General features: G+C 59.3%; 12 protein-coding genes. 7 read left to right on the forward strand and 5 right to left on the reverse strand.

Going from position 1 to position 12,118, the window contains the following annotated elements:
* Positions 1-53: 53 nt before the first annotated feature.
* The 5 genes from msbA to Q7W83_RS02400 all read left to right on the forward strand — a co-directional run bounded on the left by msbA (position 54) and on the right by Q7W83_RS02400 (position 6,134).
* Entirely contained in the window at positions 54-1,856 is a 1,803-nt protein-coding gene (gene msbA / locus Q7W83_RS02380; RefSeq protein ID WP_150639552.1) for a lipid A export permease/ATP-binding protein MsbA, read from the forward strand.
* Positions 1,857-2,032: 176 nt separating this feature from the next.
* Entirely contained in the window at positions 2,033-3,454 is a 1,422-nt protein-coding gene (gene hldE / locus Q7W83_RS02385; protein ID WP_150654524.1) for a bifunctional D-glycero-beta-D-manno-heptose-7-phosphate kinase/D-glycero-beta-D-manno-heptose 1-phosphate adenylyltransferase HldE, read from the forward strand.
* 128 nt (positions 3,455-3,582) lie between these two features.
* The gene (locus Q7W83_RS02390; protein WP_150654525.1) at positions 3,583-4,557 is read left to right on the forward strand and encodes a glycosyltransferase family protein; all 975 of its coding nucleotides are present in this window, start codon (positions 3,583-3,585) and stop codon (positions 4,555-4,557) included.
* A gap of 2 nt (positions 4,558-4,559) precedes the next feature.
* The gene (locus Q7W83_RS02395; RefSeq protein WP_150639555.1) at positions 4,560-5,264 is read left to right on the forward strand and encodes a hypothetical protein; all 705 of its coding nucleotides are present in this window, start codon (positions 4,560-4,562) and stop codon (positions 5,262-5,264) included.
* A gap of 63 nt (positions 5,265-5,327) precedes the next feature.
* Positions 5,328-6,134 (forward strand): hypothetical protein, encoded by an 807-nt coding sequence (locus Q7W83_RS02400; protein ID WP_150654526.1) that lies wholly within the window; start codon positions 5,328-5,330, stop codon positions 6,132-6,134.
* Positions 6,135-6,146: 12 nt separating this feature from the next.
* On the opposite strand, the gene Q7W83_RS02405 is transcribed toward Q7W83_RS02400, so the two are convergent.
* The 4 genes from Q7W83_RS02405 to Q7W83_RS02420 all read right to left on the reverse strand — a co-directional run bounded on the left by Q7W83_RS02405 (position 6,147) and on the right by Q7W83_RS02420 (position 9,661).
* Positions 6,147-7,112, reverse strand: coding sequence for a metal ABC transporter ATPase (locus Q7W83_RS02405; RefSeq protein ID WP_150654527.1), 966 nt, complete (start codon positions 7,110-7,112; stop codon positions 6,147-6,149).
* A gap of 32 nt (positions 7,113-7,144) precedes the next feature.
* On the reverse strand, positions 7,145-7,957 hold the full coding sequence (locus Q7W83_RS02410) for an aldo/keto reductase (RefSeq protein ID WP_473655627.1): 813 nt from the start codon (positions 7,955-7,957) through the stop codon (positions 7,145-7,147).
* Entirely contained in the window at positions 7,954-9,129 is a 1,176-nt protein-coding gene (locus tag Q7W83_RS02415; RefSeq protein WP_150632380.1) for an NAD(P)/FAD-dependent oxidoreductase, read from the reverse strand. The genes Q7W83_RS02410 and Q7W83_RS02415 overlap by 4 nt, the downstream gene beginning before the upstream one ends.
* A gap of 199 nt (positions 9,130-9,328) precedes the next feature.
* Positions 9,329-9,661 carry a DMT family transporter gene (locus tag Q7W83_RS02420; RefSeq protein ID WP_008027887.1) on the reverse strand — a complete coding sequence of 111 codons (333 nt, stop codon included), beginning with the start codon at positions 9,659-9,661 and terminating at the stop codon, positions 9,329-9,331.
* Between the two features lie 102 nt (positions 9,662-9,763).
* Here Q7W83_RS02420 and Q7W83_RS02425 point away from each other — a divergent pair, with 102 nt between their 5' ends.
* Entirely contained in the window at positions 9,764-10,684 is a 921-nt protein-coding gene (locus Q7W83_RS02425) for a LysR family transcriptional regulator (RefSeq protein ID WP_150632381.1), read from the forward strand.
* Positions 10,677-11,957 carry a lipid IV(A) 3-deoxy-D-manno-octulosonic acid transferase gene (waaA, locus tag Q7W83_RS02430; protein ID WP_473655628.1) on the forward strand — a complete coding sequence of 427 codons (1,281 nt, stop codon included), beginning with the start codon at positions 10,677-10,679 and terminating at the stop codon, positions 11,955-11,957. Before Q7W83_RS02425 ends, waaA begins: the two co-directional genes overlap by 8 nt.
* A 79-nt stretch (positions 11,958-12,036) precedes the next feature.
* Here waaA and Q7W83_RS02435 read toward each other — a convergent pair.
* A partial coding sequence (locus tag Q7W83_RS02435) for a hypothetical protein (protein ID WP_473655792.1) occupies positions 12,037-12,118 on the reverse strand: 82 nt, incomplete at its 5' end.

A 12,118-nucleotide genomic window follows, 5' to 3' on the forward strand; every position in this document is an offset into this window, starting at 1 on the left:
CCCAGAGGAAGCTGTGCTAAAGTCAGCGTCCTTTTTATCGACATTCGCGTGATATGACCGACTCCAGTCTCTCCGCAAGCCCCTCGAGCTTGAAAATCTACTTCCGTCTGCTCGGTTATGTCCGGCCGTACATCAGCCTGTTCCTGATCAGCATCGTCGGTTTTCTGATTTTCGCTTCGACGCAGCCAATGCTCGGCTACATCCTCAAGTACTTCGTCGACGGCCTCTCGAATCCTGAAGCGGTACTGTTTCCCAGCGTGCCTTACCTGCGCGACTTGCAACTGCTGCAAGCGGTCCCGTTACTGATCATCCTGATCGCTGCCTGGCAGGGGTTGGGATCTTATCTGGGTAACTACTTTCTGGCCAAGGTTTCCCTCGGGCTGGTTCATGACCTGCGAGTACAGCTGTTCAACAACCTGCTGGTTTTGCCCAATCGGTATTTCGACAAGCATAACTCGGGGCATTTGATTTCGCGTATCACCTTCAACGTCACCATGGTCACCGGGGCGGCCACAGATGCGATCAAGGTCGTAATCCGTGAAGGCATGACGGTGATCTTCCTGTTCGCCTCGCTACTGTTCATGAATTGGAAACTGACGCTGGTCATGGTGGCGATCCTGCCGTTGATCGCCGTGATGGTCCGTACCGCGAGCAAGAAATTCCGCAAACAGAGCAAGAAAATCCAGGCGGCCATGGGTGACGTGACACATGTGGCGTCGGAAACCATCCAGGGTTATCGCGTGGTGCGCAGTTTCGGCGGCGAAGTCTACGAAGAAAAACGCTTCTTCAATGCCAGCCAGGGCAACACCGACAAACAATTGCGCATGACCCGTACCGGCGCTATCTATACGCCGCTGCTTCAGTTGGTGATCTACAGCGCCATGGCCGTGCTGATGTTCCTGGTTCTTTTCCTGCGTGGCGATGCGTCCGCCGGTGACATGGTGGCCTACATCACCCTGGCAGGCCTGCTGCCCAAGCCGATCCGTCAATTGTCCGAAGTCAGCTCGACCATTCAAAAAGGCGTGGCCGGTGCCGAAAGTATTTTCGAGCAACTGGACGTTGAGCCGGAAGTCGATAGCGGCACCGTCGAACGCGATGCCGTGACCGGGCGCCTGGAGGTGCGGCATTTGAGCTTCACCTATCCTGGCACCGAACGTCAGGTACTAGACGACATCAGTTTCTCGGTCGAACCTGGGCAAATGGTGGCGCTGGTCGGGCGTTCGGGCAGTGGCAAGTCGACCCTGGCCAACCTGATTCCGCGTTTCTATCACCATGACAAGGGCGAGATCCTGATCGATGGCGTCGAAGTGGAACAGTACAAGCTGCTGAACCTGCGCAAGCACATCGCCCAGGTCACCCAGCATGTGACGTTGTTCAGCGATACCGTGGCCAACAACATCGCGTACGGCGATCTGGCCGGTGCGCCCCGTGAAGACATCGAAAAAGCGGCGAAAGACGCTTATGCGATGGATTTCATCGCACAGCTGCCCGAAGGCCTGGACACTCAGGTCGGCGAAAACGGCGTATTGCTTTCTGGTGGCCAGCGCCAGCGTCTGGCGATTGCCCGGGCCCTGTTGAAGAACGCACCTTTGCTGATTCTCGACGAAGCCACTTCGGCACTGGACACCGAATCGGAGCGGCATATCCAGGCGGCCCTGGATCAAGTGATGAAAGGGCGGACGACCCTGGTGATTGCTCACCGTCTGTCGACCATAGAAAAGGCCGATTTGATCCTGGTCATGGATCAGGGTCGGATCGTCGAGCGCGGCACGCATGCCGAACTGTTGGCGCAAAACGGCTATTACGCCCGCCTGAACGCCATGGGCCTCGATGCCCCGGCTGGAGACATCGCCTGATTCCTGTCGGCGTTCATTTGTCATGAACGATTAAAAAAATCGCAGTCTGTCGTTTTAGAACGTGTACAGGCTGCGATTTTTTTTGCTTTTGGCACCCTCGTTCATGCCATGCGCAAGCCCTGCGCCAACCCTGTGCTAATATCCCGCCCTTGTTCATTTTGTATGTGGGTTGCTCCATGAAGTTGTCCATGCCGCGATTCGATCAAGCCCCTGTATTGGTGGTCGGCGATGTCATGCTCGACCGCTACTGGCATGGTGGTACCTCACGGATTTCCCCTGAGGCGCCGGTACCGGTGGTCAAGGTCGAGCAAATCGAGGACCGCCCGGGCGGTGCCGCTAACGTTGCCCTGAACATTGCCGCGCTCGGCGCACCGGCCTCGCTGGTCGGCGTGACCGGCGACGACGAAGCTGCCGACAGCCTGGCCAACAGCCTCAAGGGTGCTGGTGTGCGCGCATTGTTCCAGCGTATTGCGCACCAGCCGACCATCGTCAAGTTGCGGGTCATGAGCCGGCACCAGCAGTTGCTGCGTATCGACTTCGAAGAACCCTTTGCCACCGACGCCTTGGCGCTGGGCGAGCAAGTTGACGAGTTGCTTGAAGGCATCAAGGTGCTGGTGCTGTCCGACTACGGCAAAGGCGCGCTGAAAAATCATCAGGTGCTGATCCAGGCTGCCCGTGCCCGTGGTATTCCGGTGCTGGCCGATCCCAAGGGCAAGGATTTCTCGATCTACCGGGGCGCGAGCCTGATAACCCCGAACCTCAGTGAATTCGAAACGATCGTTGGCGGTTGCGTCGATGAGCACGAACTGGTGAGCAAGGGCGCGAAACTGATGCACGACCTGGACCTCGGGGCCTTGCTGGTGACCCGTGGCGAGCATGGCATGACCTTGTTGCGCCCGGATCATCCGGCCTTGCACCTGCCGGCTCGGGCCCGTGAAGTGTTCGACGTGACCGGTGCTGGCGACACGGTGATTTCCACTCTGGCAGCCGCGATCGCTGCTGGCGAAGAGTTGCCCCACGCGGTGGCGTTGGCCAACCTGGCGGCTGGCATCGTAGTCGGCAAGCTCGGTACGGCGGCCATCAGCGCTCCGGAGCTGCGTCGTGCCATTCAGCGTGAGGAAGGTTCCGAACGTGGTGTATTGGGCCTGGAGCAACTGCTGCTGGCAGTTGACGATGCACGTGCGCACAAAGAGAAGATCGTTTTCACTAACGGTTGTTTCGACATTTTGCATGCCGGTCATGTGACCTACCTCGAGCAGGCGCGGGCCCAAGGGGATCGCTTGATCGTCGCGGTCAACGACGATGCATCGGTAAGTCGTCTGAAAGGGCCGGGACGTCCGATCAACAGCGTCGATCGTCGCATGGCTGTGCTGGCAGGGCTGGGTGCGGTGGATTGGGTGATCAGTTTCCCTGAAGGCACTCCTGAAAACCTGCTGCGCGAGGTCAAGCCGGACGTGCTGGTCAAGGGGGGTGATTACGGGATCGATCAAGTGGTGGGTGCCGACATCGTGACGACTTACGGCGGTACCGTGAAGGTGCTGGGATTGGTGGAAAACAGCTCGACGACAGCGATTGTCGAGAAGATTCGCAACCGTTGATGAGTCTAGTGACTCCCGTGTCATACGGCGTATGAACGGGTTTTTATTGTGAGGATATTACCTTCCCTGAGGATTTTGGTGGGTATGACCCGATGCGCTTGCCTGCTTTGTCTCGTGGTAAATGATTTATGAAAGTCATGCTCCTGGTGATGGACGAGCAACGTGTGATTCTGGATCGACTGTATGAAATCGTGCAGCAGAACTGCGACGAGTGTGTTGTTTATCGCCTGAGCAAAAAGCAGCAAATGAAGCTGGGGCCGTTTCTCGCCTCCGTCAATTACCAGAACTTTCACCGGGTTGTGATCTTCTCCAGGGTAAAGCGCCTCGTCCCTCAACTTAGGGTCCTGAAATGTATTCCGGGCCTGGTGTTTCTCGAGCATGACGCTTATCAGAACTACATGCCCGAGAGTAAATACCTGCGGGTTTACTCGCGTCTATACAGTCGTCTGCCAAGCTCTCGTGCGCTGGTTTCCGGGGCTGTCGTTGCACGTCGGCTGCAAGCAGAGAACATTGATGCAGTGTTCGTTTCGAAGGGATATGACGAACAAATGCTGCAAAACACCAACAGCGTTCGGGACATCCCGGTGGCTTTTCTGGGCAGTTTGAAAAGTACTGAATACGCGCAACGCAGGGCACTTCTGGAGTCCCTTTCCCGGCGGACCGGCATGTTGGTGGGTCGCACTAATTCGGGTGCCGAATATCTGGAAATGCTCAATCGCGTCAAGATTTTTGTGAGCGCCGATATCGGCATGAATGAATTCATGATCAAAAACTTCGAAGCGATGGCGTGTGGCTGCGTATTGCTGGCCTGGAGCCAGGGTGAAGAAGACCAATTGCTGGGCTTCCGGGATATGCACAATACGGTTTTCTATCGCTCCGAAGATGAGGCCGTGGAAAAACTCCAGCTGTTGCAGAGTGACCCGTTGCTGACCGCTCGCATTGCCAGTAACGGCCAGGCGTTCGCCGAGAGCCAGTATTCCTTTGCTCGTGTGGGGCGCACGCTCGCTGCCGAGATTCAGCGTGAAATGCGTCCCTGGCGGCCGCCATCAATGTTCACTCGCCTGTGGGTAAAGTTGCGTTACGGTATGCAGGTTCCAGAGTAGCCATGGAAAGTCAACCGCCTCAAACCGATCAACCAATGGCGCTGGATGCACTGCCTGGTGGTCATCAATCTGTTTCGGGCGGGCTGCCACAGGAACTGAAGGAGTGCCTGCGCAGGGCCCCCCGGGTTCTGCTGGTTGCCAACAATCCGGCCATTACACGGGACGATTTCCAGGCGCTGAACATCGGCGCCGATGATGTCGTCGTCAGCTTCAACAACTGTGTCCTGGCGCCGCTGCTTTCCCCGCAAAGCGTCAATCTCTTCGTGCATGGTTTCAATGCGCCGGACGCTTACTTTTTTGGCCTTCCCTACGGTCCGGAAGTGCAGGGGCTGTTCAGTCAGACTGACACGCGGTGTTTCACGATGTTGGTGGGATGCACTGGGGCCATGTGCCCCTTGCCAGAGGTGGCGCTTTATTGGGAGCGTATTCCGTTACCGGCATTGTGGAACTATCCGGTCGATCGCCCGGGCGGCAAACGCTATGTCGGCCCCTCCACCGGTTTCAATGCGCTGGTGTTGTTCGACTGGCTGCGCGGACAGGCAGGATATGACTATCAGCTCATGACCCTGGGTTTTTCCAACGAAGCGGGGAAACGCTGGAGCGGGCATGCCTGGGATTATGAACGGGACTGGCTGCAAAAATCAGACGTCATCGTGATACCTCTGCGGCGTCGCCATTGGTGGCAGAAATTGTTTCGTCGTGGCTGACTTGTCGCCGGGTGCCCGCGGGCGCCGCAAGATAAGCCCGATTATTTTTCGAGGGGGGCTGTAGTGTTGAATATTGCGGTGGCTTTTTTTGGTATCCCGAGAAACTCGCAGATCTGTTTTCCTTCCATTCAAGCAAACGTCTTGGCGCTGCTTCCTTCCGACAGCAACGTAAAATGCTTTCACCACCTGTATAAAATCGACGAAGTGCAGAACTCGCGCTCGGGTGAGCAAGGTGAGCTGAAGGCTGACAACTACGAGCCCTTCGAAACCATGACCGGGCAACTGACCTCGACCGAGGGGGTGTTGGAGCGCTGGAACTTTGAACAAGTGAAAGCGCTGGGCGACACCTGGGCTGATGATTACGCCTCACTCAGAAACCTGATCTATCAACTCAATTCGCTGCACATCGTCACGACCATGATGGAATCTTTCAATCCCGATTTCGTCGTCTTTGTGCGGCCGGACAATTTCTTTCACTCACCGCTTCCCGCTTATGTGTTCAAGCATGCCGAAGCCCGGCGGCTCAATACTTATATTCCCGACTGGCAGTGGTGGGGCGGGTTGAATGATCGTTTCGCCATTTGTGGTCGCGACACCTACGTCGCGTACGGCAAAAGGATCGAGCGCATTTTTGATTTCAGTGAAGTGACGGGAAGGAAGTTGCATTCCGAGCGGCTGCTCAAATTTGCATTGCAACAGGCAGGGGTGAAGATCTGCACCCTGGAGACCAAGGCTTCGCGTGTTCGTATCAACGGAGCCTTTGCCGAAGAGTCGTTTTCACCCAAGCGCGGCATGGGCAAGCGCGAGAATCGCTATTTCCATTTTTTTGCGCAGTTGCGCACCTTCATGGACAAGCAACGAGCGGGTTAGATCGAACCTGATTTATTTGCGCAAACTTCCACTGACCAGTCGAACCAGTCGCAGGGCCTTTACGCTCAGTTTCTTCAGCCCCCGTCGCGGGGCTTTTGGTGCTTCCAGCCCTTGTTGTGCAACCCAGTCCTTCCAGCGAATACGCTCCTCGCGGACAGTCCAGCCTTCCTGGATAGCAAAGCTCTCAGCCAGGTACAGTCCACGGGTACTGGCGGGTAAAAGTTTGTCACGCTTGAGCGTGTACAACTCGGGCCGCGGGACGCCATCTTCCAGAGGCATCAAGTACAGATCCGGACGCTTGCGGTCGAGCCGGGCCACCAGTTGATCGCCTTCCAGCCGCTCGTCGACATGAAACAGGCTCAGGGATTTGGCTTCCTTGGGTACGTCCAGGCGCAAGTCATAGATCAGTTGCAACGACGCTGTCGGCAGATGCACGTAGGCCCGTGGGCGTTCGATCAGTTGCATGTTGGCGCAGCGCACCGGCCGCGCCGAGCCGGATAGCGGCGTCAGCCGAAACGGCAACGCTTCGCGATAATGCAGTGCGGACGAGTAGGGCGCAGGCAGCCAAGTGTCGTTGAAACGCCCGCCTAGCCAGCCTTCCGGCGTCTCTAGCAGGCATTCTTCGGCAATCTCCTGAATCGCCGTGTGCAGCGGCAGGTTCAGTTCGTGGGCCGGCACGTAACCGGAGATCAGCTTGAGCACCACATCGCCACGGTCTTGCCGACGCTGGCGTACCAACACCCAATAATCGCGATTCTGCCAATGCAGGGTCAGACGCACCGAAACCCCGAGATTGGCCAGCTCCACGGCGAACCGTTCGCTGTCAGCCACCGCCACCGGGCGACGACGTTGCAAGGTCTGGGAAAAATTCAGCGGCATCCCGACGCTCTGATAACTCAAGCCTTCGGGAGTCGCTTCGACGAATAACGGCAGGGTCTTGAAGTTGCTCGGATTCTTTCTAATGAGCGTACGCGGCATGTCGGCTCCTGCTTAAGGCCGCATGGGCGGCATCAGTTTCTACGTAGGACCTGGGCAACGGTCGCGACGTTGTGGGCGAGGTGCAGCGGATTGATGGTCCCGACAATAGCACTGGCCACACCCGGATGTTCAAACAACAGCTCGAAACTGGCGCGCACCGGATCCACGCCTGGACTCAGGCAGACATGACCGCTGGCGAGAGCTTTTTTGACCAGGATGGCTTTGCCGTGTGCAGCAGCATAGTCAATGACCGGCTTCTCGTTCTGTTCGTTCAGATTGTAGGTGACCATCGCGCAATCACCTTGCTCCAGAGCCTTCAAACCGCCTTCGACGGTTTTACCGGAGAAACCATAGCCGCGAATCTTGCCTTCTGCCTTGAGCGCGGCGAGGGTAGCGTAGACCTCGGTGTCGTCGAGGATCGCCAGGTCGTTGCCGTCGGAGTGCACCAGCACCAGATCGATGAAATCCGTCTCCAGACGTTGCAGGCTGCGTTCCACCGACAGGCGAGTATGCGCGGCACTGAAATCATGGCGAGACTGGCCGTCGGCAAACTCTTCGCCGACCTTGCTGACGATCACCCAATCCTGGCGCTGACCCCGCAGCAACGGGCCGAGGCGTTCTTCGCTGCGGCCATAGGCCGGCGCAGTGTCGATCAGGTTGATGCCCAAGTCGCGCGCCAGCTTGAGCAGCATGCGCGCTTCATTATCGTCGGGAATCTGGAAGCCATTGGGGTACTTCACACCCTGGTCGCGACCGAGTTTGACCGTGCCCAATCCCAGAGGCGAAACCATCAGGCCGGTGCTGCCCAGCGGGCGATGCAAGTCGTGCAGGGTCGGTAGGCTCATGGCAGCAGTTGCTCCCAGGCCGGGATACCCATCGGCGGTTTCGGCAACTCGGGCAGTGGCGCCGGATGGCTTGGCTGGATGCCGTCACGTTGCAATGAGCTGATGACGCGGTCGGCGAAGTCCGGCGCGAGCGCCAGTTTGGTCGGCCAGCCGACCAGCAAGCGGCCTTCTTCGGCAAGAAATGCGTTGTCCGGCCGCGTCAGGCCCGATTGCAGCGGCTCGGCGCGGTCCACGCGCAAGGTCGCCCATTGCGCGGTGCTCAGGTCGATCCATGGCAGCAACTGGCCGAGTTCTTTCTGCGCGGTGGCGATCTGCTCGGCCGGTTCGCGGGCAACCCCTTCGGCTTCGGCAATGTCGCCGCCCAGGTACCAGACCCATTGGCCATCGGCGGCCGGGTGAGTGGTCACGGTGAGGCGCGGTTTGGTGCCGCCACCCAGGCAGTGGGCGTACAGCGGTTTGAGGCTCGGGCCTTTGGCAATGATCATGTGCAACGGTCGGCGTTGCATGGCAGGCTGGCTCAGGCCCAGCGCTTCAAGCAGTGCCGCCGTGCCGGCACCGGCGCTCAAGACGATGCGCTGGGCGCGGATCTCGCGCCCGTCGACCTTCAGGCCCACCAGATCGCCACCGTCCAGCAACGGTTCGATGTTCTGACCGGCGAGCAAGCCATCACCCGCCAGATCGGCGAGGCGCTGGACCAGGCTCGGCACGTCGATCACCAGTTCTGCCAGGCGATAGACCTTGCCCTTGAAACGCTTGTCTTGCAGGGCTGGCGGCAGTTGCTCGCCCTTGACCTGATCGACGCGGCCGCGCACGGCTTTGCTGGCGAAGAAGCTGGTGAGGTTGCCGGCGAGGGTGCCGGGGGACCATAGATAGTGGGCTTCGGACAGCAGGCGCACGCCGGACAAATCCAGTTCGCCGTCACCGGCCAGCGCTTCACGCCAGCGGCGCGGCATGTCGGCGATGGCTTCCGAAGCACCGGTCAGCGCGCCATGCAGCGCGTACTTGGCGCCGCCGTGGATGATGCCCTGGGACTTCACGCTCTGCCCGCCACCGAGGGTGGCGCTTTCCACCAGCACGGTCGAAAAACCCTGGCGACGCAGGCGCGCATTCAACCAGAGGCCGGCGACACCAGCGCCGACAATCAGAACGTCGGTGGAAATAACGGATGGCATGCAGCGACCTCAGAGTTCAAGACGAGGGCGCAGTATACAGACTCGAAGAAGTGGGGGATTTGTTGGTGATCAACTGGGCGCATGCAAAACCTGTGGGAGCGAGCTTGCTCGCGATAGCGACGAATCAGTCAACAGTGATGCTGAATACAATAGGGCCATCGCGAGCAAGCTTGCTCCTACATGGATTGTGTTCCAGGTCTTAGTGCCCGGCGGTTTTGGAGAAGAGCTGGATGACCACGACACCGAGCACAATGAGCGCCATCCCCAGCATCGCCGGCACATCGAGTTTCTGCCCGTAGATAAACAGCGCCGCGACGCTGACCATCACGATCCCCATGCCGGCCCACACCGCGTACGCCACACCCACCGGCACACTGCGCACCACCAGCGTCAGCATCCAGAAGGCAATGCCGTAACCGACGATCACCAGGATCAGCGGCAGCGGTGTGCTGAAGCCTTTGACCGCTTTCATCGAAACAGTGGCGATCACTTCGGCGCAGATGGCAATGGCCAGGTAGTAGTAAGCGGTCATGGGTGCATCCTCATGTGAAGTGTTGCTTTATGAGGTCGGCATTTTAGAGCTTACACAGATGGGGTAAAGTCATTACCTATCTGTTTGGGCGATGGGTTGGTCATGAACATTCAATGGAATCTGGAGCAGTTGCGGTTGTTCGTCAGCGTAGCCGAGCAGCGATCGTTTTCCGCCGTGGCGCGGGACCAGCGCAAGGCGCAGTCGGCGGTCAGCAGTTCGATAGCGCTGCTGGAAGACGATCTGGGTGTGAGCCTGTTCGACCGCAGTAGTGGCCGGCAGCCGAAACTCACCGAGGCCGGCAATGCGTTGCTGGATGAGGCGCGGGAAGTGCTGCGTCAGTGCGAGCGTCTCAATGGTCGGGCGCTGGCAATGATGCGCGGGCAGGAGGCTCGCCTGCGCGTGGCTCAGGATGAGGCGATGCCGTATCAGCCCATCATTGAAAGCTTCGAAGCACTGGCAGAAAAATTTCCCAGTCTTGAAGTGCAATTGACCAGCGCTGCCCAGGGCGATGTGGCGCGCAAATTGGTGGAGCGGCGGGCCGATCTCGGTTTGCTGTTTTATCACGATCAGATTCCCGAGGCGCTCGAACGGCGCGTGCTGGGCAGCGTGGAAATGGTCACGGTGTGCGGCGTCGGGCATCCATTGGCGACGCAGGCTCTAGTCGATTGCCAGCAACTGGCGCAGCATCGGCAGTTGCTGATGTCGACCCAGTCCAGTGTGTATCCCGGCAGTGAGCCGGCCAGCCCGCAGGTCTGGCGGGCCGACAGTTTCTATGTGATGGCCGAATGGCTGGTGCGCGGGCTCGGTTGGGCCTGGCTGCCACGGCACGTGGTGCAGTATCCGGCGTATCAGGGGCAGATGGTCGAACTGGTCAGCGAATGGACGCCGCCGGCGCTGGTGGTGGAGCTGGTCTGGCGCCGCGATGAGCCGCTCGGCCCGGCGGCCCGTTGGCTGGCGGAACGTTTTGCCGTGCACTTGCAGGCGATCGGCGAAAAAACCGATAAACTCCGCCGCCATGAATAGAACTCTCTACACCGCGCTGTTTTACCTGGGGCTGCCACTGGTAGCGATTCGGCTGTGGCTGCGCTCGCGCAAGGCACCGGCGTATGCCAAACGCATCGGCGAGCGGTTCTCGCTCGGGCTGCCGGCGATGAAGCCGGGGGGTATCTGGGTGCACGCGGTGTCTGTCGGCGAGAGCATTGCGGCGGCGCCGATGATTCGCGCGTTGCTGCAACGTTATCCAGCGTTGCCGATCACCGTGACCTGCATGACGCCGACCGGCTCCGAACGCATCCACGCTTTGTTCGCCAACGAGCCGCGCATCCAGCACTGCTATTTGCCCTACGACTTGCCATGCGCGGCGGCGCGGTTCCTTGACCGGGTGCGGCCAACGCTGGCGGTGATCATGGAAACCGAACTCTGGCCCAACCACATTCACCAATGCGCCAAGCGCGGGATTCCTGTGGCTTTGGCTAATGCGCGACTGTCCGAGCGTTCCGCCAAAGGCTATGGCCGCTTCGGTAAATTGACTCAGCCGATGCTCGCCGAGATGAGCTTGTTCGCCGTGCAGACCGAAGCCGAGGCCCAACGCTTCCGCGATTTGGGCGCACGGGCAGAAACGGTCGAAGTGACCGGTTCAATCAAATTCGACCTGACCATCGACCCGCAATTGCTCCAGCGTGCCGCCGAGTTACGCAGGCAATGGCAGGCTCAGGAGCGTCCGGTGTGGATCGCCGCCAGTACTCACGACGGTGAAGATGAAGTGGTGCTGGCGGCGCATCGTCAGTTGCTAGCCGGTCATCCCGATGCGTTGCTGATTCTGGTGCCGCGTCATCCGGAGCGTTTCAATTCGGTGTTCGAACTGTGCAGGCAGCAGGGCTTCGCCACGGTGCGTCGTTCGACCGGCGAGCCGGTGACCACAGGGACTTCGGTGTTGCTCGGCGACACCATGGGCGAGTTGCTGTTTTTGTACGCGTTGGCCGATAGCGCCTTTGTCGGCGGCAGTCTGGTGCCGAACGGTGGCCATAACCTGCTGGAGCCCGCCGCCCTGGCGAAACCGGTGCTCAGTGGGCCGCACCTGTTCAACTTCCTCGAAATCGCCGCGCAGTTGCGCAGCGCCGGAGCGTTGCAGGAAGTGGAAGATGCCGAGGGGCTGGCGCTGGCGGTGCAGCGGCTGTTCGAATTGCCGCGTGATGCGAAGCGAATGGCAGACGCGGGGCTGAACGTGATGCGCACCAATCAGGGCGCGTTGCAGCGATTGCTGGACGGGTTGGATCGATTGATCAACCACCGCTAACTTGTAGGCGCCCGGCTTGCCGGGGATGGCGTCTTCGAAATCGCCATCGCCGGCAAGCCGGGCGCCTACAGGATTTGCGTCAAGGCCGGGCTTTGAGTTGTTCGGCAGCAGCCTTGGCCAGATCCGGTGGCAGGAAGTCCTTGTCCGGGTTGTAGTCAGCC

It is taken from the genome of Pseudomonas sp. 300, from assembly GCF_055803035.1.